The following is a 25,113-nucleotide window of genomic DNA, read 5'->3' as shown; positions in this document are numbered from 1 at the left end:
TGAGTCATGGCGTTCTGGCGCAGAAAGCGGGCGAAGCGGTTCAAGCCGTTCGACCGCAGCGCGCTGCCCGAGGTCACCCCGCCGACCTTCGACGAGATGCTCGCAGAAGGCCTCCTCGTCGCCGAGGCGGCCGGGCGCATGGCGCTGCGCAACCGCTTCGTGATGCACGCGCTGCGCGGCGACGAGCCGTTCGACAACGACCGCGCCGCCGCCGCCGCGCGCGAGGTGCTCTACGAGCTCGTGCAGGAGGCCGACGAGGTCGCCGAACGCACCTCCGAAGACCGGGCGACCGCCGCGAAGCGCGAGGGGCGCGCCTCGAACGAGCACGACTACCGCAAGGCCGACGCGGCGAACCTGCGCCGCCGCGAGCAGGTCTACGCCGCGATCGCGAAAGAGCTGTGGACCCGCCGCGGCGACCCCGAGTACCTCGCGAGCTTCGCCGAGCGCGCCCGCAACGAGGCGTGGGACGACGTGGCCGGCGCGATCGACGCCCGCCTCGCCCGCGAGTGGGGCAGCGGCTGGCCCGAGATCGAGGTCGACGAGACCTACGAGGTCGAGCGCGACGACCGGCTGCGCGACCTGCTCGGCGACCTCGAGCGCGACCTGCGCGAGGCCGAGTCCGAGCGCGAGCGGCGCGAGGAGGAGGCGAACCCGTTCCGCGGGTACGTGGGCTGAGGATTGCGGCGGCCCTGCGCGACCGCTCGCGTCCCGACTAGCGTGGTCGCATGCAGTCGCGCGACGTGGAATGGGCCGAAGGACGCTGGACGAGAGACCCCGCCGGGTCGCGATCGGCGGGCGACGCGCTGGTGGTGAGGGCTGTCGCTGGCAGCGACTACTGGCGAACCACGCACTACGGGTTCGTGCACGACGACGGGCACGGGCTGCTCGGCGACTGGCCGGTGGATGCGGCCGTCGAGGTGACGTTCGACACCTCGACGCTCACGGGGCTCTACGACCAGGCCGGGCTGCTGCTGTGGGTCGACGAGACGCACTGGGTGAAGGCCGGCATCGAGATCTCCGACGGCGTGCCGCACCTCGGTGCCGTCGTGACGAACGAGGTGTCCGACTGGTCGCTCGCGCCGGTGCCCGACTGGACCGGGCGGCTCGTGACCGTTCGGGCCAGCCGCGGCGGCGAAGCGGGCGACGCGGTCACCCTGCGGGCGCGAGCCGACGACGGCCCGTGGCGCACCCTGCGGGTCGCGCCGTTCGCAACCGGCACGGATGCCGCCGCGCAAGCCGGACCGATGCTCTGCGCGCCGCTGCGGGAGGGGCTCGAGGTGCGGTTCACGCGCTGGGCGCTCGCGGCGGCGGATGTCGAGTTGCACGCGGAGCCGCCGGCGGGCTGAGCAGGGGTTTCGAGACGCTCGCTGCGCTCGCTCCTCAACCCGCCGACGGGGGTTTCGAGACGCTCGCTGCGCTCGCTCCTCAACCCGCCGGGGAGACTTTGTCCTGTCATGTTGTGAATATGTCAGAACTTAGTATTCTTGACCGCGGAGACAGCGCAGGTGCGTCTCCGCGGTTGAGAGGAACCTCGGTTGATCCGAACAGCGAACGCCCCCGTCAGCTACGGCGTCTTCGAACTGTCCATCCCCGGTCTCGTTCCGCTGCCCGACGGCGAGCAGCTCGCCGCCTGGGTCGCCGAGGCGGGCTATGAGGGCGTCGACCTCGGTCCGGTCGGCCTGTTCGGCGACCGCGAGACGCTGCCCGCCCTGCTCGCGCGTCACGGTCTCGCGCTCGCCGGGGGATGGGTCGACCTGCCCTTCTCCGCCGATGACGACGGGTTCGAGGCATCCTTCGCCGGTCTCGCGCCCGTGCTCGACCTCTTCGCCGCCGCGGCCGCCGCAGCACCGGCCGGCGCGCTCGCGCCGAAGCCCACGATCGCCGACTCGGGCTCGCCCGAGCGCAAGGCCCGCCCGGGCGGAGCACCCGAGCTCGAGCTCGACGACGCGCGCTGGGCCCGCTTCGCGGCCCGCGTGCAGCGCGTCGCAGACGCCACTCGCGCCGCAGGGCTCGAGCCGACGTTCCACCATCACGCGTGCACGTACGTCGAGACGCCCCGCGAGATCGAGCGCCTGCTCGCCGACACCGACATCGACCTCACCTTCGACACGGGCCACCTGCTGATCGGCGGCGGCGACCCGGTCGCCGACTTCGCCCGCTGGTCGAGCCGCATCAACCACGTGCACCTCAAGGACGCCGACCGTTCGGTGCTCGCCGCAGCCTCCGGCTCCGACGACCCCATGCGCGACGTCTGGCAGCGCCGCATGTTCGTCGCGCTCGGCGAGGGCGACCTCGACGTCGACCGCATCGTCGACGCCGTCGTCGACTCGGGCTTCGACGGCTGGCTCGTCGTCGAGCAGGACGTGATCCTGCAGGACGCGGCCGACGTCGACCGCGCCCGCACCGATCAAGTCGCCAACCGCGAGCGCCTGCGGCGGTGGTTCGCATGACCGGCTTCGACGCGCCCGACCGTACGGGCGAACTCGGGGATGCGACGGCCCACGACCCCGTGAACCTCGCGGTCATCGGCCTGGGTGCCATCAGCCAGAGCGTGCACCTGCCGCTCATCCGCCGCAACGCCGACCGCATCGTGCTGACGGCCGTCGTCGACCTGTCGTCGTCGCGCGCGCAGGGCATCGCCGCAGCCTCGGGCACGGGCGTCGCCGCGTTCGACTCGATCGACGCGCTCATCGCCGCGGTCGCAGCGGGCGAGGTCGCCGTCGACGGCGCGATCCTCGCGACCAGCGGCTCGCACGCCCCCGACGTCGCGAAGCTCGTCGGCGCAGGCATCCGCGTGCTCGCCGAGAAGCCGCTCGCCTTCTCGCTCGGCGAGGTCGAGACGCTGCGCGCCGTCGCCGCCGAGCGCGGCGTCGACCTCGCCGACCAGGTGCGGGTCGGCTACATGAAGGAGCACGACCCGGCCTCGGCCGAGGCGAAGGCCCTGCTCCAGCGCGTCGAACTCCGCGCGGTGACGGTCGAGGTGCTGCATCCCGCCGACGGCGCCCAGCTCGCCTTCGCGAACCTGCAGGCACCGCCCGCCGACGTGCCCGCCGACCTGCTCGCGACGCTCACCGCGGCCACCGACGCCTCGGTCGACGCGGCCATCGGCGACGCCGACGGCGACCTGCCGAAGCTCTACACGAACGTCGTGCTCGGCTCGATCGTGCACGACACCGGCCTGCTGCGGCACCTCGTCGGCGGCATCGGCACGGTCGACCGGGCCCGCCACACGGGCGGCTTCCCCGGTTCGCTGAGCCTCGGCGGCATGCTCGCCGAGCATGCCGCCGTGCCGTGGTCGGTCGACTGGCACTTCATCCCGCGCTACCCCGAGTACCGCGAGACCGTGACCTTCCACCACGAGGAGGGCAGCATCTCGCTGGTCTTCTCGGTGCCGTACGTGCTCAACGTGCCCACCGTGCTCACCGTCGTCGAGAACGCCGACCGGCTCGGCGCGCGACGCAGCGAGACCCGGTGGATGCAGGAGGAGGCGTTCGAGCACGAGCTCCGCAGCTTCGCGGCACTCGTCGCCGGGCTCCCCGCACCGGGCCCCTCGGTCGCCGAGGGCGCCGCCGACATCGTCGTGGGCCAGCGGATGCTCCGCGCCCTCGCCGAGGCACTCGGTACGCCGGTCGACGCCGGCGCCGAGGCATCCGCCTCGTAATCAGACGCACCACCCGCCCGCCGGTCACCCTGCCGGCGGGGAATCAGAGAGAGGTCGAAGATGATCCACCACAGCAGGCGAAAGACCGTCGCGGCGATCGCGCTCGCCGCCGCCGGCGCCCTCGTGTTCACCGGATGCTCCGGTGAACAGAGCGAGGACGAGAACGGGCCCGTCACCCTCACCATCACGGCCAACGCCATCACGGGCGGCAAGAACGCCGCCGAGGCCGACTGGGTCACCGACTGGGTGATCCCGCAGTTCGAGGACGCCATGAAGGAGGAGGGCAAGGACGTCACCGTCGAGTTCGAGCCCCAGGGCGTCGACGACGAGAACTACAAGACGAAGATCGCGCTCGACCTGCAGTCGGGCGAGGGCTCCGACATCATCGGCATGGACGGCATCTGGGTCGGCGAGTTCGCCGAGGCCGGGTACATCAAGCCGCTCAGCGACGTCGGCGGCGACGCGGTCGATGGCTGGGAGGGCTGGGACCAGATCCCCGAGGCCGTGCAGAACGCCGTCTCGTTCGACGGCGACCGCTACGGCGTGCCGCAGGGCGCCGACGGCCGCGTGCTCTACTACAACAAGGACCTGTTCAAGCAGGCCGGCCTGCCCGAGGACTGGCAGCCCGAGAGCTGGGACGACGTGATCGAGGCCGGCAAGGCGCTCAAGAAGCTCGACGGCGTCACCCCGATCCAGCTCAACGCGGGCACCGCGATGGGCGAGGCGACGACCATGCAGGGCATGCTGCCCGCCCTCGTCGGCACCGGCGAGCAGGTCTACGAGGACGGCAAGTGGGTCGGCGACACCGACGGCATGCGCGACGTGCTCGACCTCTACAAGACGATCTACGTCGACGAGAAGCTCGGCGACGCCGTGCTCCAGCAGGAGGCCGCCGGCCGCGACACCTCGTTCCAGATGTTCGCCGCGAACCAGATCGGCATCCTGCTCGAGGGCGACTACTTCTGGCGCAGCGTCGTCAACCCCGAAGAGGGCGTCGGCACCGCGCCGATGGCGAACCGCGACGAGGTCGTCGGCTACACGAAGATCCCCGCGATGAAGCCCGGCTCGGGTGTCGACGACCAGGACTTCGTCTCGATGTCGGGCGGCACCGGCCGCGTGCTCAACCCGAACAGCGACCACCCCGAGCTCGCCTGGGAGCTGCTCGCGTTCATGAACTCGAAGGAGGCCTACGAGGCCCGCAACGAGGGCACGATCTCGATCACGCCGCGCACCGACGTCAACGACGAGATCCTCTCGGAGGACCCGATGCTGACCTACGTCAGCGAAGAGGTGCTGCCGATCACCGCCTACCGTCCGCCGCTCGCGGCGTACCCGCAGGTCTCGACCGCGATGCAGCAGGCCAGCCTCGACGTCGTCTCGGGCACGAGCGTCGACGACGCCCTCGCCACCTACGTCGACTCGCTCAAGGACATCGTCGGCGACGACGCGGTCTCGGGTGACTGATGACGGCTAGCACCACCACGACGCCGGCGGGGAGCGCGATCGCTCCCCGCCGGCGGCGGGCCGACGACGTCGCGGGCCTCGGCACGGCCCGCGCCGGAATCTTCGTCGCCCCCGCCCTGATCATCATCGGCCTGTTCCTGCTGTTCCCCGCGGTCTGGACCATCTGGCTCGGCATGACCGACTACCGGCTGACCGGCCTGCAGGCCGCGTCGCCCGAGTTCGTCGGGTTCGAGAACTACATCGACGCGCTCACCGATCCGTCGTTCTGGAACTCGCTCGGGCTCACCCTCGTCTTCGTGGTCGCCTCGGGCATCGTCGGCCAGACGCTCATCGGCTTCGCGCTCGCCTGGTCGGTCCGCAACATCCACGGCTGGGTGAAGGCCCTCATCGAGGGGCTCGTGCTCGCCGCCTGGGTGATCCCCGCCTCGGTCGCCTCGTTCCTCTGGCTCGTGCTCATGGACCGGCGCTCGGGCACGCTCAACGGCCTGCTCGGCACCGACGGCTACGCGTGGCTGATCGAGCACCCGATGGAGGCGATCATCCTCTTCAACATCTGGGTGGGCACCGCCTTCTCGATGCAGCTGTTCTCGTCGGCGCTGAGCGCCGTGCCGCCGTCGCAGATCGAGAGCGCGAAGATGGTCGGCGCGTCTGGCTGGCAGCAGCTGCGCGACGTGATCATCCCGAACATCAAGGGCCACATCCTCACGAACACGCTGCTCATCACGCTGTGGACGTTCAACACCTTCACGCCGTACCTCGTCACGGCGGGCGGCCCGAACGGCAAGACCGAGATCCTCTCCGTCTACATCTACGAGACGGCGATCCCGGGCGGCCAGCTCGGCCTCGGTGCGGCGATCTCGCTCATCATGCTGCTCATCAACCTCGTCATCGCGCTCGCCTACATCCGCGTGTCGAGAGGAAGGAAGAAGGCATGACCGCCCCCGCAACCGTGCGCAAGGTCGCGGCGAACACGACCGTGCGGCACTACGTCGCCCGCGTCGCCTTCGGCCTCGTGCTGACGATCGTCGGCCTGCTGTTCGCGCTGCCCCTCGTGTGGCTCGTGCTCGCGCCGTTCGACGCGACGCCGACGCTCTCGCTCGCGTGGCCCGACTGGACGCTCGACAACTTCGCGCGCCTCTTCCAGAACCCGTACGCCATGCGGTCGATCGGCAACTCGCTGCTGCTCGGCGTCGGCACGATGATCATCGTCGTCGTGCTCGGCGCGCTCGCCGCCTACGCGATGAGCCGCATCCGCATCCCGGGGCGCGACGGCATCCTCTACGGGCTGCTGCTGCTCTCGTCGATCGTGACGGGCACCGCGGCGATGGTGCCGACCTTCCAGATCATCACCTCGCTCGGGCTCATCAACACCTACACCGGCGTGCTGCTCGTGCTCGCCGGCGGCATCCTGCCGACCGTGATCTTCATCCTCAAGGACTTCATGGACTCGATCCCGAAGTCGTACGAGGAGTCGGCACGGCTGTACGGCGCGGGCCCGTTCCGCATCCTCCGCGACGTCGTCGTGCCGATCGCGCGGCCCGGCCTCGCGTTCATCGCGATCTGGACGATCGTGCAGGTCTGGGGCAACTTCCTCGTGCCGTTCATCCTGCTGCGCAGCCCCGACCTGCAGCCCGCGGCCGTCGTCATGTACACCTTCTACACCGAGAGCGGACAGGCCGACCTCCGGCTCATCTCGGCCTTCGCCCTGCTGTTCTCCGCTCCCGTCCTCATCATCTACTTCGTCGTGAACCGTCGCTACGGTTTCCGCTTCCATGGAGGGATCAAGTCCTGATGGCCGGTATCAACGCCACCCGACTCGTCAAGGAGTACCCCGGCGGGGTGCGCGGCGTCGACGAGGTCGACGTCGAGATCGTCGACGGCGAGTTCTTCGCCCTGCTCGGCCCCTCGGGCTGCGGCAAGACCACCCTGCTGCGTTCGATCGCGGGCCTCGAGGCGATCTCGTCGGGGCAGCTCGTGATCGGCGATCGGGATGTCACCGACGCCGAGCCGGGCGCCCGCGGCGTCGCGATGGTCTTCCAGGACTACGCGCTGTTCCCGCACATGGACGTCGCCGACAACATCGCCTACCCGCTGCGCATCAAGCGCGTGAAGCGCGACGAGCGGCGGGCGACGGCGGAGAAGGTCGGCGACGGGCTCAGCCTGCAGGGGCTCATCGAGCGCCGGCCCGGCCAGCTCTCGGGCGGCCAGCAGCAGCGCGTCGCCCTCGCCCGCGCGGTCGCCACGCGGCCCGACGTGCTGCTGCTCGACGAGCCGCTCTCGAACCTCGACGCCCGCCTGCGACTCGAGGCCCGCACCTTCCTCAAGGAGCTGCAGCGCGACCTCGGCGTGACGACGGTGTTCGTCACGCACGATCAGGCCGAGGCGCTCGCGCTCGCCGACCGCATCGCGGTCATGAAGGCGGGCAAGCTGCAGCAGATCGGCACGCCGCGCGAGGTGTTCCAGCGCCCGAACAACACGTTCGTCGCGGGCTTCATCGGGTCGAACCCGATGAACCTCGTGCCGGCCACCGTCTCGGCCGGGGCGATCGCGATCGGCGGCGGCGACGTCTCGACGGCGCTGCCGCCCGGCACCGAGGACCACGTCCGCGAGGGCCAGTCGGTCGTCTGGGGCGTGCGCCCCGAGTACCTGCGCTGGACCACGGCCGAGGAGCCAGGCGCGATCGCCGCCGAGGTGAGCGTCGTCGAGAACCTCGGCGCGAGCGTGCTCATCGCGGTCAACGTCGACGGCCACAAGCTGCAGGTCGTCGTGCCCGAGGACCACGAGCCCGCACCGGGCGACCACGGCTACCTCGTGCCGACGGGCTCGAAGACCCTGCTCTTCGACGCCGAGTCGACCGAGCGCATCGGCTGACGCGATGGCCACGATCCGCCGCAGCATCCCCGTCACGGTCGACCTGCAGAACGAGAACCGGTACCTGAACGTGCCGTTCGAGGTGCCCGCGGGCACCGAGTCGCTCGAGGTCGTCATCCGCTTCGACCCCTCCGAGGCGGGCATCGACCTCGGCTGCGCCGGGGCGGGCGGGTGGCGCGGCTGGTCGGGCGGCGCGCGCACCGAGTACGTGATCACGACCACGGATGCCACGCCGGGATACCTGCCCGGCGAGCTCGAGCCGGGGGAGTGGAACGTCGTGCTGGGCCTCCACCGCGTGCCGCTCGCGGGCGTCGACGTCGAGGTCGAGATCACGATCCCCGCGTCGCGGCCGGTGCCGCCCGTGCCCGAGTCGGCGCCCGTCGCCCGTGCGGTGCGCGGCAGCGACCGGGGCCTCCCGGCCGAACCGGGGCTCACCTGGTTCGCGGGCGACTTCCACGGGCACACGATCCACTCCGACGGTCGCCTGCCTATCGGCGGGCTCGCGGCACTCGGCGTGGCATCCGGCCTCGATTTCATGGCGGTGACCGACCACAACACGGTGAGCCACCATGCCCACCTGCCGGGCGAGGGCGCGAAGCACGGCATCACGCTGCTGCCCGGGCAGGAGGTCACGACCCACCGAGGACACGCGAACGCGTTCGGCGACCTCGGGTGGATCGACTTCCGCGAGCCCGCGCAGCACTGGGTCGACGAGGTCGACCGCCGCGGCGGCATCCTCAGCATCAACCACCCGATCTCGGGCGACTGCTCGTGGCTGCACCGGCTCGAGCGCCGGCCCGCCGCGGTCGAGCTCTGGCACGCGACCTGGTTCCTCGAGCTCATCTCGACGGCGCCGTTCGCGTGGTTCCGCACGTGGCCGGCCGGCGCGACCCTGCTGGGCGGCAGCGACGTGCACATGCTCGAGGAGCCGCAACGGCCGGGCACCCCGACCACGTGGGTGGCCGCCGAGGATGCCTCGGCGGAGGCCATCCTCGAGGGCGTGCGCGCCGGTCGCACCGCGATCACGGGCAGCGGCCATTTCGACGGCACCGTGCTCATGCCCGAGCTCATGCGGGCCCCCGCGCTCGTGCGGCTCGGCGACGAGGTGGTCGCGGTCGACGCCGAGGGGCTCGTGCTCGTCGACGGCTTCGGCCGCCGCCGCTCGGTGCGCTCGGCCCGCGAGTCGTTCGCGGTCGACCCCGCAGACGGCCCCCACTACCTCGTGCTCGCCGACCGCCGCGTCATGGCGCTCTGCGCCTGAGCGCTGTTCCTGCTCGCCTCTTCGCCTTGGAGTCATTCATGAACCTGCCCGACGAACTCGTCATCGTGCCGCACACGCACTGGGACCGCGAGTGGTACGAGCCGCACGACGTGTTCCGGTTGCGGCTCGTGCACATGGTCGACCGGCTGCTCGATACGCTCGAGCAGAACCCCGGGTACCGGTTCACGCTCGACGGGCAGGCCGCCGCGGTCGACGACTACCTCGAGATGCGGCCCGAGCAGCGGGCGCGCGTCGCCGCCGCCGTCGAGCGGGGGCAGCTCGCGGTCGGGCCGTTCCTCATCCTGCTCGACGAGTTCCTGTGCGACGGCGAGACGATCGTGCGCAACCTCGAGCTCGGCCTGCGCTCGAGCCGCCGACTCGGTCCCGAGATGCGGCTGGGCTACCTGCCCGACATGTTCGGCCACTCGGCGCAGATGCCGCAACTGCTGCGCGGGTTCGGCGTGCGCGACGCGATGATGTGGCGAGGCGTGCCCGCCCGGGTCGACGCGCACGCCTTCGCGTGGGTTGCGCCCGACGGCTCGACGGTGCGCGCCGAGTACCTCATGGACGGCTACGGCAACGCGCTCGACCTCTTCGCCCTGCCCGGGCAGCTCGACGGGCTCGTGCGCGAGTACCGCGACCAGGTCGCGAGCCGGTACGGCCACGAGCCCGTGCTCGGCATGCTCGGCACCGACCACAGTGCGCCGCCGGCGGACCTCATGCAGGTCGTGGAGGCGGCGAACGCAGCGGGCGGCGACGGCCGTGTCGCGCTCACGGTCGACACGGCCGAGGGCTACGTGCGCCGGGTCGCGCCGGAGTGGACCGCCGGTGACGAGGGGGCGCTCGCCGGGTTGCCCGTCGTCGAGGGCGAGCTGCGCTCGCACGCACGGGGCAACCTGCTGCCGGGGGTCTTCTCGATCCGCACCAACCTCAAGCAGGCGATGGCCGACGCCGAGCGCCGCCTGAGCATCGCCGAGCGGCTCGACGCGGCCTTCGGCTCCGACGACCACCGTGCCTTCTTCGACACGGCCTGGTACCGGCTCGTCGAGTCGACCGCGCACGACTCGGTGACCGGCTGCGGCGTCGACGCGACCGCGAACGAGGTCGAAGGCCGGCTCTCGACCGCCGCCCACGTCGCCCGCGGCGTCGTGCTGCGCACCATGGAACGCATCGCCGCGTCGACGACGCCCGACCGGCACGTCGTCGCGAACCCGACCGGGTTCGCGCGCCGCGCGCACGTCGAGATCCGCCTGCACGACCCCGCCCGGCTCGAGCTCGGCAGCGGCGTGCAGCTGCTCGACGCCCTGCCCGAGCTGCTCGGCGACGAGACCATGACGACCCGCGAGCTGCGCAAGCTGCTCGCCCGCATCCACGGTCGCGAGCTCTTCGGCCAGCTCATCAACGACTGGACCTTCACCGACGCGGGCGTGCGGTTCCAGGTCGCGGAGGCGCCCGTCGGCGACTTCGACCTCGCCGCGTTCACCGAGGAGCTCGAGCGGCGCATCGCCTCCGACCCGTCGGGTGAGCGCACCTGGCGCGTCGAGATCATCGCCGACCCGCGACGCGTCGCGCTCGTCGGCGTCGACGTCGGGGGCGTCGCGCTCGCCGAGCTCGACCCCACGACGGCGACGGCGACCGACGACCCCGTGACGGTCGGCGACCGCACCCTCGCGAACCGGCAGCTCACCGCGACCGTCGACGAGCACGGCAACGTCACCATCGAAGCCGCCGACGGCACCGTCCTGCGCGATGCGCTGCGCCTCGTCGACGAGGGCGACCGCGGCGACTCGTACAACTACGGCCCGGTCGCCTCGGCGTCGGCCGTCACCGACCCCGACGAGGTCGAGGTCTCGGTGCTCGAGGTCGGGCCGCTGCGCGGCCGGCTGCGGGTGCGGCGCCGCTACGCCGTACCCGCGCGGCTCGACGCCCGCGATCCCGACGCCCGCTCCGAGGCATCCGTGCCGCTCGTCGTCGACACCGTGATCGAACTGCGCGAGGGCGAGCCGATGCTGCGCGTCGAGGTCGACTTCGTGAACCCCGCCGCCGACCACCGCCTGCGCGTGCTCGTGCCGACGGCCGAGCACGAGCTGCCCGGATCGTCGGCGGCCGGCCAGTACGTCGTGACCGAGCGCGGACGCGAGGGCGAGGGCGGCTGGGGCGAGTTCCCGCTGCCGACGTACCCGGCGGCACGCTTCGTGCACGCCGGCCGGGCGAGCCTGCTCGTGACGAAGCACTCGGAGTACGAGGTCGTCGCAGGCGATAGGTCGGGCGACGACGCGATCGCGCTCACCCTCGTGCGCGCGGTCGGCATGATGAGCGTCAACGTGCACCCGCTGCGCGACGAGCCGGCCGGCGGTCAGTTCGAGGTGCCGGGCGCGCAGTACCTCGGCACGCGCGTGCGCACCACGTTCGCCGTGCTGCCGTCGGCGGCCGGCTGGGCCGAGTCGGGCGCGGCACGTTGGGCCGAGCTGCTGCGCAGCGAGCCCGAAGTCGTGCGCGGCACCCGCGGCGGGCCTGCGGTGGTCGGCGGCGTCGCGGGCGCCGGCGGGGCCGCCGGCGCGGCCGACGACCTGCCCGACGGCTCGGTCGTCGAGGTCGGCGGCGACGTCGTGCTCGAATCGCTGCGCACCGTCACGGATGCCGCGGGCGCGGCCGTGCTCGAGGCGCGATTCGTCAACTACCGGGGTGCGGCGCAGCCGCTCGCGGTGCGGGCCGACGGCGTCTGGGATCGCACCGATCTCGCAGGCGAGGTGCTCGAGCACGAGGTCGACCTCTCGGCGTTCGAGATCGGGCCGTCGCGCATCGAGACGTTCCGGCGGCGCGCGGTTTCGACGGATGACGCGACCCCCGGTCGCGGGTGAGAGCCGCACGCCCCGCACCGTCTACTGTCAGAACAACCGAACAAGTGGAGAGATGATGGCCCAGCTCCCCGAGCAGCGACTTCCCGTCGAGCTGTTCCTCGATCTCGACCGCTCGGGGCCCGTGCCGCTGTACTACCAGATCTCGAGTCGGCTCGAGCAGGCGATCCGCGACGAGACCCTGCCGGCCGGGTCGCGCCTCGAGAACGAGGTCGCGCTGGCGGCGCGGCTCGGCCTGTCGCGGCCGACGATCCGGCGCGCCATCCAGGAGCTCGTCGACCAAGGCCTGCTCGTGCGCCGCCGCGGCATCGGCACGCAGGTCGTGCACGGCAAGGTGACGCGCAACGTCGAGCTCACGAGCCTCTACGAAGACCTCGAGCGGTCGGGGCAGAAGCCCGAGACGACCGTGCTCGCGGTCGAGCAGGGCACGGCCGACGACCGGGTCGCCGAGGCGCTCGGCGTCGAGCTCGGCAGCCCAGTGCTGCACATCCGGCGCCTGCGCAGCGCCGACGGTGTGCCGCTCGCGATCCTCGACAACGTGCTGCCCGAGGCGTTCGTCGACCTCGACCGCGAGTCGCTCGCGAAGCACGGCCTCTACCAGCTGCTGCGCGCCCGTGGCGTGACCATGCGCGTCGCGAAGCAGCGCATCGGCGCCCGGGCCGCGACCGCCGGCGAGGCCGAGCTGCTCGACCTCTCGCGCGGGGCACCCGTGCTCACGATGTCGCGCACGGCCTTCGACAACTCGGGCGTCGCCGTCGAGTTCGGCCAGCACTGCTACCGGCCCGACCGGTACTCGTTCGAGGTGACGCTCGTCGATCGGTGATCGGAGGCGGCGCGCTCGCCCGCCGACCGGCATGGTCCCGCTCAGTAGGCTGGCCCGCATGACCTCGCGCCGACTGCCGCCCACCGCGGTGCGGGCGATCGCATGGGGTCGAGTCGCGGCCGGTGCGCTGTGCGTCGCCGTGCTCGGCTACGCGTACGCCCTGCGCATCGCGGCCGATGACGGCAATCCGTTCGACTTCTTCGGCTACTTCACGAACCAGACGAGCCTGCTGACGAGTCTCGTGCTGATCGGCACGGGCGTCACCACGCTGCGCGGGCGTCGGGTGCCCGACTGGCTGTCGACGGTTCGCGGCATCGCGGTCGCGTGCCTCGTCATCGTCGCGCTCGTCTACAACCTGCTCGTGCCCGGAACCGGCTCGGCACCGCCGTGGGTGAGCGCCGTGCTGCACGTCGTCTTCCCGATCGCCGTCGTGCTCGACTGGGTGCTCGTCGCCGACCGGCCGCCGCTGCCGTGGCGCCGGCTGTGGCTCGTGCTGCCGTATCCCGTCGTGTGGCTCGCGGTCGTGCTCGTGCGCGGCGTCACCGACGGCTGGGTGCCGTACGGCTTCCTGCTGCCCGAGCGCGGGTTGCCGTCGCTCGTGCTGCACGTCGTCGGGCTGCTCGCCGCGCTGCTCGCGTCGGGCGCGCTCGTCTGGACGGCCAGCCGGCTGGCCGTCTTCAGCGTCGCGGATGCCCCGGGCGAGGTCGATCGAGAAGCTGCAGCCGCTCGCAGTTGAGGCGGGTGGTCAGCCGAGCAGCGGCCGCTGCGCCTTCCGCGCCTCGTCGTACTCCGCCCGAGCCTCCTGGATGCTCGGCGTGGACGAGACCTCGGAGACCGGCACGTCCCACCAGCCGCCGCCGTCGGGCCCGCCGAGTAGCGGGTCGCTCTCGACGTGGATGAGGGTCGTCGTCTCGGAGGCCTTGGCCGTCGCCATCGCGCGGCCGAGCTCGGCGATCGCATCGGGGCCCGGGGCGATCTCGATGACGTCGACGCCGTAGCTTCGCGCGTTCGCGGCGAGGTCGACGGGCAGCACCGCGCCGGCCTGGAAGTTGCGCGCCACCTCGTCGTACTGCCGGTAGCGGGTGCCGAAGCGCTGCGAGCCGACCGACTCCGAGAGGTTGCCGATCGACGCGAAACCCTGGTTCTGCACGAGCACGACGATGAGCTTCTGCCCCTCGGCGACCGCGGTCACGAGCTCGGTGTGCAGCATGAGGTACGAGCCGTCGCCGACCATGACGATGACGTCGCGATCGGGCGCCGCCCGGCGCACGCCGAGGCCGCCCGCGATCTCGTAGCCCATGCACGAGAACGCGTACTCGACGTGGTAGCCGAGCGGGTCGCGCACGCGCCACATCCGGTGCAGGTCGCCCGGCAGTGAGCCCGCGGCTTGCACGACGACGTCGCGGGGGTCGCTCGCGGCCTGCACGGCGCCGATGATCTCGGCCTGGCTCGGCCGGTCTCGGCCCGAGGGCACGAACGCGGCGTCGACCGCGGCATCCCATTCGGCCTTCTCTCGGGCCATGCGCTCGCGCAGGCCGTCGCTCACCCGGTAGCCCTCGAGCGCCCGCGCGAGGGCCTCGAGCCCCTCGCGGGCGTCGGCGATGAGCGGCAGCTGCGTGCCGTGCTTGTAGGCGTCGAAGCTCGCGATGTTGAGGTTCACGAACCGCACGTCGGGGTGCTGGAACGCCGACCGGCTCGCGGTCGTGAAGTCGCTGTAGCGGGTGCCGACGCCGATCACGAGGTCGGCCTCGGCGGCGAGCCGGTTCGCGGCGGTCGTGCCGGTCGCGCCGACGCCGCCGAGGTAGGCGGGGTGGTCCCACGGCAGCGATCCGCCGCCCGCCTGGGTCGTGCCGACGGGGATGCCGGTGGCCTCGACGAGCGCTCGGAGCACGTCTTCGGCGCCCGAGTAGAGGACGCCGCCGCCGGCGACGATGAACGGCGCCTTCGCGGCACGGATCGCGGCGACCGCACGCTCGAGCGGGCCGGCTTCGGGAACGGGGCGACGCACGTGCCACTCGCGGTCGGCGAGGAAGGCGAGCGGCACGTCGATCGCCTCGGCCTGCACGTCTTCGGGCAGCGCGATCGTCACGGCGCCCGTCTCGGCGGGGTCGGTGAGCACGCGCATCGCGGCCAGGGCGATCGAGAACAGCTGTTCGGGGCGCTCGACCCGGTCGAAGAACCGCGACAGCGGGCGGAACGCGTCGGTCACCTGCACGCTCGTGTCGTGCGGCAGCTCGAGCTGCTGCAGCACGGGATCGGCGACGCGCGTGGCGAAGGTGTCGCTCGGCAGCAGCAGCGCCGGCAGCCGGTTGCTCGTCGCGAGGGCGGCGCCCGTGAGCATGTTCGCGGCGCCCGGCCCGACCGACGCGGTGCTCGCGAACGTGGCCCGACGGCGCCGCATGCGCGCGTAGCCGACCGACTGGTGCACCATCGCCTGCTCGTTGCGGGCCTGGTAGTACGGCATGAGCTCGGGGTCGGCGGCGTTCGACTCCATGAGCGCCTGCCCGAGGCCGGCGACGTTGCCGTGCCCGAAGATGCCGATCACGCCCGGAATCGTGCGCTCCCGGAGGTCGCCGTCGACGGTCCACTGGTGGGCCAGGAACTCGACGAGGGCCTGGCCGACGGTCATGCGCTTCGTGGTCACTGCGGGGTTCCTTCGTTCGAGGCGGACTGGTTCGTTGCGGGTGCGGCCGGATACGGCAGGCGCGGGTCGACGGCCTCGTCGTTCCACGTGTCGCGCACCCAGGCGTGGGCGGGTTCGTCGGTGATGCGCCACACCCGCTCGCCGGGGCCGGCCATGACGTTGAGGTAGTACAGGTCGTAGCCGGGGGCGGCCGCTGCCGGGCCGTGGTAACCGCCGGGCAGCAGGGCGACGTCGCCGGTCGTGACCCGTTCGTCGATCGTGATGTCGGTGACCGACGAGGATGACGCGGAGAACAGTGCGAACGGCTGGGCCGCGCCGTGCGACGCCGTGCCCGAGGCATCCCCGGTCGGCGACGGCCGCACCGTCGGTGCCGCCTCGAAGTAGTAGATCTCCTCGAGCTGCGACTCGACGCCCGGAACCTCTTCGTCGTGCTTGTGGGGCGGGTACGACGACCAGTTTCCGGCCGGTGTGATGACCTCGCACACGATGAGTCGCTCGGCGGCCATCACCGCCGGTGTGCCGAGGTCGTGCACCTGGCGGCTCGCCTGGCCGCGTCCGCGCAGCTCGACGGGTGCCTCGTCGCGACCGATCAGGCGAAGCGGATGCCTCGTGGTCGCCGGTGCCTCGGCCACCGCGAGGCGGCCGGTGCCGTGGACGACGGCGCTCGCGCCGACGGGCAGGTAGAGGGTGTCGGTCGGGCCGTCGAACACCGAGGCGCGACCGTCGAGCTCGAACGCGTGGACCGAGCCGTCGGCATCGACCACGTCCACGTGCACACCGCCGCCCGCGAGCGGCACGAGCTGGCGCTCGACCTCACCGGCGGGCAGCTCGAGGCCGCGCGCCGCACTGCCGCCGTCGGTGTCGCCGCTGCGCCCGCCGAGCTCGGCCACCCGCAGGCCGGTGTGCCGCCAGCCGGGGATGGTGCCGTCGACGACGACACTCCAGCCGTCGCGGGCGAGCGAACCGTGCGGGTGGAACCAGCGGGCGTCGTTGCTCATCTCTCGTCTCTCTCGGGTGCGGCGGTGCGTGGGAGCGGGGCGTCAGGCGTCGTGCACGAGCGCGGCGGCGGTGTCGACGGCGCGCTGCACGTCGTGGTCTGGCGGATAGAGCAGCGTACGTCCGACGACGAGGCCGCGCACCCCGGGCAGCGCGAGCGCATCGTGCCAGCTCGCGTAGGCGGCGTCGGGGTCGGCGGTGCGCTCGCCGCCGAGCAGTAGCGTCGGCAGCGTCGTCGCCGCCATGACGCGGGCCATATCGTCGACGACGGGCAGCTTCATCCACGTGCAGGCCGAGCTCGACCCGAGTCCGGCGGCGATCGCCACCGAGGTGATGACCGCCTCTGGGCTGAGGTCGTTCACGACGCGGCCGTCACGACGCGAGCTCATGAACGGCTCGAGCATGATGGGCAGGCTCGCCGACGCGGCATCCGTCACGGCCTTCGCCGTCGCCTCGATGGTCGCCGCGGTCGCGGGGTCGTCGAGGTCGATGCGCACGAGCGCCTTCGCGAAGTCGAGCCGATCGCGCACCATGCCCTCGACGTCGTAGGCCGTGTAACGGTCGTCGAGCTCGAAGCTCGACCCCCGCAGGCCGCCGCGGTTCATCGAGCCGACGACGACCTTGTCGTCGAGGAGGCCCAGCAGCGCGAGGTCGTCGATGATGTCGGGGGTGCCGAGCACGCCGTCGACGCCGGGCCGCGAGAGCGCGAGGGCGAGGCGGTCGAGCAGTTCGTAGCGGTCGGCCATCGCCATCGGCTCGTCGCCGATGCCGAGTGCGCCGCGCGCGGGATGGTCGGCCGCGAGGATGAAGAGCCGTCCGTCGTCGCCGAGCAGGGGGCGGCGGGTGCGGCCCGCGTGAGCCTCGGCGATCGCGGTCGGTCCGGCGGCGCGCAGCTCGCGCAGGCGTTCGAAGCGGTCGGTGTCGAGGAAGCGGTCAGCGTGCGACATCGGATGCTCCCTCCGCGGCCAGGCGCGCCTCGACCTCGGCGGTCGTGGGCATCGCGGTCGAGCACTCCCGGCGCGAGGCGACGATCGCCCCGGCGACGTTGGCGAAGGAGATCGTGCGTTCGCGCTGCCAGCCGGCGAGCAGCCCGTGGCAGAGGGCGCCGCCGAAGCCGTCGCCCGCTCCGAGCCCGTTGACGACGTCGACCGGGAAGCTCGGCGCCTCGACCGTCTCGTCGCGCGTCTTCGCGAGCACGCCGTCGGGGCCGCGCTTCACGATCGCGAGCTCGACGCCGCGGGCGAGCAGCGCGTCGGCCGCCCGGTGCGGGTCGCGCTCGCCGACGGCGATGTCGCACTCCTCCTGGTTGCCGACGGCGACGGTCACGTGGTCGAGGGCGCGGTCGACCTCGCGTCGTGCCTCCCCGGGCGACGACCAGAACATCGGGCGGTAGTCGAGGTCGAGGATCGTGAGCGGGCGCCGCCCGCGTGCGGCCCAGGCGGCGTGGTGCGCGGCGCGACTCGGCTCGGCGCTGAGACCCGTGACGGTCGCCCAGAACACCCCGGCGTCGCGGATCGCGTCGAGCGGCAGGCTCTCGGCGGTGATCTCGAGGTCGGGCGCCTTCGGGCTTCGGTAGAACGTCAGCGGAAAGTGGTCGGGCGGGAAGATCTCGCAGAACGTGATCGGCGTCTGCAGCGTGTCGACGGTGCCGACGAACTCGGTGGCGACGCCGAAGCCGTCGAGCTCGCGGCGGATGTAGCGGCCGAACGCGTCGTCGCCCGTGCGGGTGATGACGGCGCTCGAGTGCCCGTGGCGCGCAGCCGCGATGGCGACGTTGGTCGCGCTGCCGCCGACCGACTTCGAGAACGTCTCGACGTCTTCGAGGTGCACGCCGTCTTGCAGCGGATAGAGGTCGACGCCGACCCGGCCCATCGTGATGATCTCGAAACGACTCGTCGCGGTGCTGGTCATACTGCGCCGTACAACTTTCTCTCAGGGCCGCGAGCGCTTCCCCGGCGCTCGCGGTGCGATCAGTCTACACAGAATGTCCTAACAAAGTCTCGCAGGCTTGTCATGCCCCCGAGCGGGGGAGCACACGACGATCCCGTCGCATCGACGAGCGGATGCGACGGGATCGGGTGCTTCGCAGCGGCTCAGCCGGCCGGCGTGACGTTGTGGTTGCGCCGGAACGAGTTGCCCGGGTCGACCTCGGCCTTGATGCGCCGCAGCCGCTCGAGGGTCGCGGGCGGGTACATCGACGCCGTGATCTCGTCGCTGCGGTTGGCCTCGAAGCCGCCGTACGAACCGGTCGTGAACGCGACGGCTGCGTCGCTGCCGGCCTTCACCGCAGCGACGAGCTCGGCCGGTGCATCGGCCGGCAGCACGCCGTTCACGACGACGAGGGCCTCGGCGTCGCGGTGGGCGATGGCCGTCGCATCCGCATCGACCCGCGAGAACGCGCCGCCGAGCCACCGCAGCAGCGCCATGGTGGGCACGTCGCGCGCGTAGGCTGCGGCGACCGCGTCGAGCAGCTCGTCGGAGACCTCGGGCACGAAGCCGTTGCCGCCGACGAACTGGAACGGCGGGCGCCCGGGCGGCGCGTCTTCGAGCAGGTCGCCATAGGCGACCGGGCCGAGCTCGACGGCCGTGACCGACGGCAGCGCGAGCAGCGGGGCGGCGAGGTCGCGCAGCTCGCTCTCGGTGCCGCGCAGCGCGATGCCGACCTGTGGGCCGCCGGGCATCTCGGGCCCCATCGGCGGCATGAGCATGATCGATGAGTTGAGCCCGTCGCCGCCGGCGCGCATGACCTCGCGCCAGGCGCGCAGCACGGTCGGCACGTCGGAGCGGTCGAAGTGGATCGAGCCGCCGACGAGGCCGTCGACCGGGCTCGCCTGCACGGTGAAGCGGGTGACGACGCCGAAGTTGCCGCCGCCGCCGCGCACCGCCCAGAACAGGTCGGGGTGCGACTCGGCGTTCACGGTGAGCACCTCGCCCGCCGCGGTGACGAGCTCGACCTCGCGCAGCGCGTCGATCGTGAGGCCGTACGTGCGCACGAGCCAGCCGATGCCGCCGCCGAGCAGGAGACCGCCGACACCCACCTGGCGGGTGTCGCCCGAGCTGATGCCCAGCCCGCGGGGCGCGAGCGCCGCCGCCACGTCGCCCCAGTGGGCGGCGGGGCCGAGCGTGACGAGCCCGGTGTCGTCGACCTCGATGGTGTCGAACTCGGCGAGATCGATGACGAGGCCGTCGTCGACGGGGAGCAGGCCGTGGCCGCCGCTGCGCACGGCGATCGACCGGCCGGATGCCGCGGCCTTCGCCACGGCGGCGGCCACCTCGTCGACGGTATGGGGCCGCACCACGGCCTCGGGGTCGCCGGCCCCGGCGAAGACGGTGCGGCCGCTGTCGTATTCGGATGCGCCGGGACCGAAGGCCCGGCCTGGGAGTTGCTCGCTCAGTTCGGTGAGAAGAGACATTTCGTCAGTCTCGCAGCGGCCGCCGACACGGGGAAGCGTGCTCGCTCAGCGCGGAATCGATGCGCGCGCATGGGGAGCCGCTCCCGCCTCTCGCGGGCGTCGGCGCCGCGGCGTAGGGTGCTCGGCATGACATTCGACGACGGCCTCGTCACGGCCAACATCACCATGTCGCTCGACGGCTTCGTCGCGGGCCCGAACCAGTCGCTCGAGGACCCGCTCGGCGAGAACGGCGAGTCGCTGCACCGGTGGATGTTCGAGCAGCCCGACGAGGCGCAGCCCATCGTCGACCAGATCCTCGCGCCGCGCGCCTACATCATGGGCCGCAACATGTTCGGCCCGATCCGCGGCGAGTGGCCCGACGACGAGTGGAAGGGCTGGTGGGGCGACGAGCCGCCGTACCACGGCCCCGTCTTCGTGCTCACCCACCACCCGCGCGAGCCCGTCGAGATGGAGGGCGGCACGACGTTCCACTTCGTGACCACGGGCATCCACGATGCGCTCGAACGGGCGCGGGCCGCCGTGGGCGACGACGGCCGCATCTCGGTCGCTGGCGGGGCGAGCACCGTGCAGCAGTACCTGCGGGCCGGGCTCATCGACCGCATCATCGTGAGCGTCTCTCCGATCACGCTCGGCTCGGGCGAGAGCCTCTTCGCGGGGCTCGACCTCGAGCTGACACCGCTCGACGTGCTGCAGACCGACCTCGTGACGCACATCACCTACGACGTGCCGCGCTGAGCACTCACTCGCCCGACGGGTGCGCTCCCGCCGCGTCGATGACCCACGCATAGGCGAAGGCACGCTCGCGCCAGGCCGCGTAACGGCCCGAGACCCCGCCGTGCCCGGCGGCCATCTCGATCTTGAGCAGCGGGTCGGCGCCGGCGTCGCGCAGCTTCGCGACCCACTTGGCCGGCTCGACGTAGAGCACCCGGGTGTCGTTGAGCGAGGTCACGGCCAGGATCGGCGGGTAGTGGTTGACGTGCACGTTCTCGATGGGCGAGTACGACTTCATGTACGAGTAGACCTCTTCGTCGTGCAGCGGGTCGCCCCACTCGTCCCACTCGATCACCGTGAGCGGCAGCGACGGGTCGAGGATCGAGGTCAGCGGGTCGACGAACGGCACCTCCGCGAGGAAGCCGGCGAAGTAGCGGGGGCGAGGTTCGCGACCGCGCCCATGAGCAGGCCGCCGGCGCTGCCGCCCTGGGCCACGAGCCGGTCGGGGGCCGTGATGTCGTTGTCGACGAGGTGCCGGGCGACGGCGATGAAGTCGGTGAAGGTGTTGCGCTTCTCGAGCTTCTTGCCGTGCTCGTACCAGAGCCGCCCCATCTCGCCGCCGCCGCGCACGTGTGCGACCGCGAAGACCATGCCGCGGTCGAGCAGCGACAGCCGGGGGATGCCGAACCCGGGGTCGATCGAGTGCTCGTACGAGCCGTAACCGTACAAGAGAGTGGGCGCAGGTTCGCCGAGCGTCACGAGGTCGTGGCGGTAGACGAGCGAGACGGGGATGCGCGTGCCGTCCTGCGCGGTCGCCCACTCGCGTCGTTGCGCGTACCGGGTCGCGTCGTAGTCGCCGAGCACCGCCTGGCGCTTGCGCAGCTTGCGCTCGCCCGTGGCGACGACGAGGTCGAGCACGGTCGAGGGGGTCGTGAAGCTCGTGTAGCCGAGGCGCAGGGTCGGCTGCTCCCAGTCGGGATTGCCGGCGAGTCCGACCGAGTAGAGCTCCTCGTCGAAGGCGAGCTCGTGCAGGGTGTCGTCGGGCGTCGCATCCGCGGGCAGGCCGCCGGCGGGCACCTTCGCCACCGCGACGCGCGGCAACCCCTCTCGCCGGTACTCGAGGGCGACGAAGTCGCGGAACCCGTCGACGCCCTCGATGCGCACGTCGGCGCTGTGCGGCAGCAGCATGCGCCGCGGCCCCTGCGGGTCGTCGGCCGCGACCGACACGAGCTCGAAGTTCACGGCGCCGTCGTTGTGCGTGATGAGCAGCCGGTCGCGCCCGCCCGCGACGACATGCTCGACGTCGTACTCGACCCCGTCCTTGCGCGGCCACACGACCGCGAACGAGCCCGTCGGGTCCGCGGCATCCAGCAGCCAGGTCTCGCTCGTGACGTTCGACCCGGCCTCGATCACGAGGAACCGACGGCTGCGGGTCAGCCCGACGCCGAGCCAGAACCGCTCGTCGGGCTCGGTGAAGACCGAGACGTCGTGGGATGCCTCGGTGCCGACCTCGTGCCGCCAGATCGTGTCGGGGCGCCACGCCTCGTCGACCGTCGCGTAGAAGAGGTGGCGTCCGGAGGGCTCGAACATCGCGCCCGCGGCGGTGCCCTCGATCACGTCGGCGAACTCGCGCCCCGAGTCGTCGAGCGCCCGCAGGCGCACCGTGTACCGCTCGTCGCCCTCGACGTCGACGCCGTAGAGCAGGAGGGTGCCGTCGGCCGACACGTCGAAGCTGCCGAGCGCGAAGAACTCGTGGCCCTCGGCCTCGACGTTCTCGTCGAGCAGGACCTGCTCGCCGGGGAGCGCCGACCCCGATTCGTCCATGACCGGCGGCTCCCAGTCCTCGGGTGCGGATGCCGCCACCCGGCAGTGGATCGCGTACTCGAGCCCCTCGACGGTGCGGCTGTAGTACCACCAGTCGCCCTCGCGCACGGGCACCGAGAGGTCGGTCTCCTTCGTGCGGGTGCGGATCTCCTCGAAGACCTGCTCCTGCAGGATCGCGAGGTGCTCGGTCTTCGCGTTGGTGTACGCGTTCTCCTCGTGCAGGTGCGCGATGACCTCTGGGTCGTCCTTGTCGCGCAGCCACTCGTAGTCGTCGACGACGACGTCGCCGTGGTGCACGCGTTCGATCGGTCGCTTCGGTGTCGCGGGAGGAGTCAGCACCCCTCCACGCTACGTCGTCGGACCCGTCCGGCGGGAGGCCGTAATGGTAAGGAAAGTGAAGTTTGCTCCGTCGCGCACTTAGGTTAGCCTTAGCTCAACCCCCACATCGTTCATCCCGGGAGACGCGCGTGCTCGCCAACTACCTGATCGGTCTTCGCGAAGGCCTCGAGGCCGGTCTCATCGTCGGCATCCTGCTCGCCTACCTCTCCAAGATCGGGCACCGCGAGCTGCGCGGCCGGCTCTGGATCGGCATCGGCATCGCCGTGGCGGTCTCGCTCGGCGTCGGCGCCCTGCTCACGTGGGGCCCGTACGCGATGACGTTCCAGGCGCAGGAGATCCTCGGCGGCGTGCTCTCGCTCGTCGCGGTCGCGATGGTCACCTGGATGATCTTCTGGATGGGCACGCACGGCCGCACGCTCTCGGGCGAACTGCGCGGGCAGGTGGATGCCGCGATCGAACGCTCGACGTGGGCACTGGTGCTGCTCGGCGCCCTGTCGGTGGGCCGCGAGGGCGTGGAGACCGCGCTCTTCGTGTGGGCGAACGTCTCGGGCGGCAGCGACCCCGTGCTCGGCACGCTCGGCGCCGTCGCCGGCATCGCGACCGCGATCGTCATCTCGTGGGGCATCTCGAAGGGCCTCGTGAAGTTCAACCTCGGCAAGTTCTTCACGTGGACGGGGCTCTTCCTCATCCTCGTCGCGGCCGGCGTGCTCTCGTACGGCATCGGCGACCTTCAGGAGGCCTCGGTCATCCCCGGCTGGGGCACGGCGGCCTACGACCTCACCGCGATCGTTCCGGCCGGCAGCTGGCTCGACTCGCTGCTCGGCGGCATCTTCAACTTCACCCCGCAGCCGACCTGGGCGCAGGTCATCGGCTGGGTCGTCTACGTCGCCGTGACGATGACGCTCTACCTCGTGATGCTGAAGCGCCGGCACGCTCCCAAGCCCGCACCGGCTGCCGCCCCGGCGGTCGCGGCGGCGCACTGACCCCCGCTCCACGCACCGACTTCTTCATCCCCGACCTCTCGAACCAGGAGCCCCAATGACCCGTCGTGCCCTCGCGGCCTCCGTCGCCGTGACCGCACTCACCGCCCTCGCCCTCACGGGGTGCGTGGCGAAGGCCGACCTCGCGAAGGCGATCGACGTGAAGATCACCGACGACGGGTGCGCCGTCGCCGTCGACACCGCCCCCGCGGGCGCGGTCACCTTCGCGCTCGCGAACAGCGGCACCGACGTCAACGAGTTCGAGATCCTCGCCGATGACAAGCTGCGCATCGTGGGCGAGAAGGAGAACGTCACCCCCGGCCAGGAGGTCGACTTCACCGCGCAGCTCGAGCCCGGCACCTACTACACGGCCTGCAAGTTCCAGCAGGTCGGGGCACCCGTCGGTCTCGCCGAGTTCACCGTCACGGGTGCGGCGTCCACCGCTTCGGCGGGGGAGCAGGAGCTGAGCGACCAGGCCGTCGAGGAGTACCTCGCCTACGTGCGCTCGCAGTCGAGCGAGCTGCTGCCGCTCGTGCAGCAGTTCGCCGACGCGTACGCGGCGGGCGACGACGAGACCGCCCGGTCGCTGTACGCCGCGGCCCGTGTGCCGTACGAGCGCATCGAGCCGACCGCGGAGGCGTTCGGCGACCTCGACCCGAAGATCGACTTCCGCGAGGTCGACGCCGTCGCCGACGGGCTCGACTGGACGGGCTTCCACCGCATCGAGAAGGACCTCTGGGCGCCGCAGGCGGGCGACGTCAACTCCGACGGACAGGACGCCCTGAAGGACTGGGCACCGTCGACCCCCGAGGAGCGCAAGGCCTACGCCGAGGCGCTCGTCGCCGACGTCACCCAGCTGCACGAGCTCGTCACCGACGACTCGTTCACGGTGAGCCTCGCCGACATCTCGAACGGCGCGATCGCGCTGCTCGACGAGGTCGCCGCGGGCAAGATCACCGGCGAGGAGGACTGGTGGAGCGGCACCGACCTCTCGGACTTCGCCGCCAACGTGCAGGGCGCGGGCGTCGCGTTCGGTGCGGTGCGCGCGCTCGCCGAGGCGAAGGGCGACGAGGGCACCGAGCTCGCCGCCGAGATCGACGACCAGTTCGCCGCGCTCGAGGCCGAGCTCGCGAAGTACGGCTCGCTCGACGACGGGTTCGTGAACTACAGCGAGCTCACCGACGCCGACAAGAAGGCGCTCAGCGACCAGGTCAACGCGCTCGCCGAGCCGCTCTCGCAGCTCACCGCGACGGTGCTCGGGGTCTGAC

The 25,113-nt window shown here is 71.9% G+C and carries 20 protein-coding genes and 1 pseudogene; 15 read left to right on the top strand and 6 right to left on the bottom strand.

The annotated features are described in order from the left end of the window. Window positions 1-6: 6 nt before the first annotated feature. From MUN74_RS08515 to MUN74_RS08460, 12 genes are all read left to right on the top strand, one after another. Window positions 7-675, top strand: a complete 669-nt coding sequence (locus MUN74_RS08515; protein ID WP_244856054.1) for a hypothetical protein — start codon at window positions 7-9, stop codon at window positions 673-675. Between the two features lie 50 nt (window positions 676-725). Beyond that, window positions 726-1,346: a DUF1349 domain-containing protein gene (locus tag MUN74_RS08510; RefSeq protein ID WP_244856053.1), complete on the top strand. Its 621-nt coding sequence runs from the start codon at window positions 726-728 to the stop codon at window positions 1,344-1,346. A 189-nt stretch (window positions 1,347-1,535) separates the two neighbouring features. Further along, window positions 1,536-2,450 carry a TIM barrel protein gene (locus MUN74_RS08505; RefSeq protein ID WP_244856052.1) on the top strand — a complete coding sequence of 305 codons (915 nt, stop codon included), beginning with the start codon at window positions 1,536-1,538 and terminating at the stop codon, window positions 2,448-2,450. Then, window positions 2,447-3,661 carry a Gfo/Idh/MocA family protein gene (locus MUN74_RS08500; protein WP_244856051.1) on the top strand — a complete coding sequence of 405 codons (1,215 nt, stop codon included), beginning with the start codon at window positions 2,447-2,449 and terminating at the stop codon, window positions 3,659-3,661. The genes MUN74_RS08505 and MUN74_RS08500 overlap by 4 nt, the downstream gene beginning before the upstream one ends. Window positions 3,662-3,721: 60 nt before the next feature. Continuing rightward, a complete protein-coding gene (locus MUN74_RS08495) occupies window positions 3,722-5,125 on the top strand; it encodes an extracellular solute-binding protein (protein WP_244856050.1) in 1,404 nt (467 codons plus the stop codon). Continuing rightward, window positions 5,125-6,060 carry a carbohydrate ABC transporter permease gene (locus MUN74_RS08490; RefSeq protein WP_244856049.1) on the top strand — a complete coding sequence of 312 codons (936 nt, stop codon included), beginning with the start codon at window positions 5,125-5,127 and terminating at the stop codon, window positions 6,058-6,060. The genes MUN74_RS08495 and MUN74_RS08490 overlap by 1 nt, the downstream gene beginning before the upstream one ends. After that, window positions 6,057-6,917 carry a carbohydrate ABC transporter permease gene (locus MUN74_RS08485; RefSeq protein ID WP_244856048.1) on the top strand — a complete coding sequence of 287 codons (861 nt, stop codon included), beginning with the start codon at window positions 6,057-6,059 and terminating at the stop codon, window positions 6,915-6,917. Before MUN74_RS08490 ends, MUN74_RS08485 begins: the two co-directional genes overlap by 4 nt. Further along, complete coding sequence (locus MUN74_RS08480; RefSeq protein WP_244856047.1) at window positions 6,917-7,996, top strand: ABC transporter ATP-binding protein; 1,080 nt, start codon at window positions 6,917-6,919, stop codon at window positions 7,994-7,996. The genes MUN74_RS08485 and MUN74_RS08480 overlap by 1 nt, the downstream gene beginning before the upstream one ends. A 4-nt stretch (window positions 7,997-8,000) precedes the next feature. Then, the gene (locus MUN74_RS08475; RefSeq protein ID WP_244856046.1) at window positions 8,001-9,257 is read left to right on the top strand and encodes a CehA/McbA family metallohydrolase; all 1,257 of its coding nucleotides are present in this window, start codon (window positions 8,001-8,003) and stop codon (window positions 9,255-9,257) included. Window positions 9,258-9,295: 38 nt separating this feature from the next. After that, a complete protein-coding gene (locus tag MUN74_RS08470) occupies window positions 9,296-12,118 on the top strand; it encodes a glycoside hydrolase family 38 N-terminal domain-containing protein (protein ID WP_244856045.1) in 2,823 nt (940 codons plus the stop codon). 52 nt (window positions 12,119-12,170) lie between these two features. Next, on the top strand, window positions 12,171-12,938 hold the full coding sequence (locus MUN74_RS08465; protein WP_370647366.1) for a GntR family transcriptional regulator: 768 nt from the start codon (window positions 12,171-12,173) through the stop codon (window positions 12,936-12,938). 58 nt (window positions 12,939-12,996) lie between these two features. Beyond that, window positions 12,997-13,674, top strand: coding sequence for a Pr6Pr family membrane protein (locus MUN74_RS08460; RefSeq protein WP_244856044.1), 678 nt, complete (start codon window positions 12,997-12,999; stop codon window positions 13,672-13,674). A gap of 9 nt (window positions 13,675-13,683) precedes the next feature. Here MUN74_RS08460 and iolD read toward each other — a convergent pair whose 3' ends face one another. From iolD to MUN74_RS08435, 5 genes are all read right to left on the bottom strand, one after another. Further along, complete coding sequence (gene iolD, locus MUN74_RS08455) at window positions 13,684-15,567, bottom strand: 3D-(3,5/4)-trihydroxycyclohexane-1,2-dione acylhydrolase (decyclizing) (protein ID WP_244856393.1); 1,884 nt, start codon at window positions 15,565-15,567, stop codon at window positions 13,684-13,686. Between the two features lie 11 nt (window positions 15,568-15,578). Next, entirely contained in the window at window positions 15,579-16,580 is a 1,002-nt protein-coding gene (gene iolB / locus MUN74_RS08450) for a 5-deoxy-glucuronate isomerase (protein WP_244856043.1), read from the bottom strand. 42 nt (window positions 16,581-16,622) lie between these two features. Continuing rightward, a complete protein-coding gene (locus MUN74_RS08445; protein ID WP_244856042.1) occupies window positions 16,623-17,525 on the bottom strand; it encodes a class I fructose-bisphosphate aldolase in 903 nt (300 codons plus the stop codon). After that, entirely contained in the window at window positions 17,512-18,489 is a 978-nt protein-coding gene (gene iolC / locus MUN74_RS08440) for a 5-dehydro-2-deoxygluconokinase (protein WP_244856041.1), read from the bottom strand. The genes MUN74_RS08445 and iolC overlap by 14 nt, the downstream gene beginning before the upstream one ends. A 182-nt stretch (window positions 18,490-18,671) precedes the next feature. Next, window positions 18,672-19,991 carry an FAD-binding oxidoreductase gene (locus MUN74_RS08435; protein ID WP_244856040.1) on the bottom strand — a complete coding sequence of 440 codons (1,320 nt, stop codon included), beginning with the start codon at window positions 19,989-19,991 and terminating at the stop codon, window positions 18,672-18,674. 126 nt (window positions 19,992-20,117) lie between these two features. Here MUN74_RS08435 and MUN74_RS08430 point away from each other — a divergent pair, with 126 nt between their 5' ends. Next, window positions 20,118-20,726, top strand: coding sequence for a dihydrofolate reductase family protein (locus MUN74_RS08430; RefSeq protein ID WP_244856039.1), 609 nt, complete (start codon window positions 20,118-20,120; stop codon window positions 20,724-20,726). Between the two features lie 4 nt (window positions 20,727-20,730). On the opposite strand, the pseudogene MUN74_RS08425 reads toward MUN74_RS08430, so the two are convergent. Next, window positions 20,731-22,865, bottom strand: a pseudogene (locus MUN74_RS08425) (S9 family peptidase). A 128-nt stretch (window positions 22,866-22,993) separates the two neighbouring features. Between MUN74_RS08425 and efeU the strand changes: the two are divergent. Both efeU and efeO read left to right on the top strand, forming a co-directional pair. Further along, the gene (gene efeU / locus MUN74_RS08420) at window positions 22,994-23,848 is read left to right on the top strand and encodes an iron uptake transporter permease EfeU (protein WP_244856038.1); all 855 of its coding nucleotides are present in this window, start codon (window positions 22,994-22,996) and stop codon (window positions 23,846-23,848) included. 55 nt (window positions 23,849-23,903) lie between these two features. After that, complete coding sequence (gene efeO / locus MUN74_RS08415; protein ID WP_244856037.1) at window positions 23,904-25,112, top strand: iron uptake system protein EfeO; 1,209 nt, start codon at window positions 23,904-23,906, stop codon at window positions 25,110-25,112. Window position 25,113: the final 1 nt, after the last annotated feature.

The sequence above is a fragment of the Agromyces sp. H17E-10 genome, assembly GCF_022919715.1.
GTDB lineage: Bacteria > Actinomycetota > Actinomycetes > Actinomycetales > Microbacteriaceae > Agromyces.
Note: the sequence above shows the minus strand (reverse complement) of the source record. Positions and strands in the feature narration are given on the sequence as shown.

Bases quoted from the DNA above. Each gene is read 5' to 3' on its own strand.
- MUN74_RS08515 (WP_244856054.1), top strand. From the start codon at position 7: ATGGCGTTCTGGCGCAGAAAGCGGGCGAAGCGGTTCAAGCCGTTCGAC.
- MUN74_RS08510 (WP_244856053.1), top strand. From the start codon at position 726: ATGCAGTCGCGCGACGTGGAATGGGCCGAAGGACGCTGGACGAGAGAC.
- MUN74_RS08500 (WP_244856051.1), top strand. From the start codon at position 2,447: ATGACCGGCTTCGACGCGCCCGACCGTACGGGCGAACTCGGGGATGCG.
- MUN74_RS08495 (WP_244856050.1), top strand. From the start codon at position 3,722: ATGATCCACCACAGCAGGCGAAAGACCGTCGCGGCGATCGCGCTCGCC.
- MUN74_RS08490 (WP_244856049.1), top strand. From the start codon at position 5,125: ATGACGGCTAGCACCACCACGACGCCGGCGGGGAGCGCGATCGCTCCC.
- MUN74_RS08485 (WP_244856048.1), top strand. From the start codon at position 6,057: ATGACCGCCCCCGCAACCGTGCGCAAGGTCGCGGCGAACACGACCGTG.
- MUN74_RS08480 (WP_244856047.1), top strand. From the start codon at position 6,917: ATGGCCGGTATCAACGCCACCCGACTCGTCAAGGAGTACCCCGGCGGG.
- MUN74_RS08475 (WP_244856046.1), top strand. From the start codon at position 8,001: ATGGCCACGATCCGCCGCAGCATCCCCGTCACGGTCGACCTGCAGAAC.
- MUN74_RS08470 (WP_244856045.1), top strand. From the start codon at position 9,296: ATGAACCTGCCCGACGAACTCGTCATCGTGCCGCACACGCACTGGGAC.
- MUN74_RS08465 (WP_370647366.1), top strand. From the start codon at position 12,171: ATGATGGCCCAGCTCCCCGAGCAGCGACTTCCCGTCGAGCTGTTCCTC.
- MUN74_RS08460 (WP_244856044.1), top strand. From the start codon at position 12,997: ATGACCTCGCGCCGACTGCCGCCCACCGCGGTGCGGGCGATCGCATGG.
- iolD (WP_244856393.1), bottom strand. From the start codon at position 15,567: ATGACCGTCGGCCAGGCCCTCGTCGAGTTCCTGGCCCACCAGTGGACC.
- iolB (WP_244856043.1), bottom strand. From the start codon at position 16,580: ATGAGCAACGACGCCCGCTGGTTCCACCCGCACGGTTCGCTCGCCCGC.
- MUN74_RS08445 (WP_244856042.1), bottom strand. From the start codon at position 17,525: ATGTCGCACGCTGACCGCTTCCTCGACACCGACCGCTTCGAACGCCTG.
- iolC (WP_244856041.1), bottom strand. From the start codon at position 18,489: ATGACCAGCACCGCGACGAGTCGTTTCGAGATCATCACGATGGGCCGG.
- MUN74_RS08435 (WP_244856040.1), bottom strand. From the start codon at position 19,991: ATGTCTCTTCTCACCGAACTGAGCGAGCAACTCCCAGGCCGGGCCTTC.
- MUN74_RS08430 (WP_244856039.1), top strand. From the start codon at position 20,118: ATGACATTCGACGACGGCCTCGTCACGGCCAACATCACCATGTCGCTC.
- efeO (WP_244856037.1), top strand. From the start codon at position 23,904: ATGACCCGTCGTGCCCTCGCGGCCTCCGTCGCCGTGACCGCACTCACC.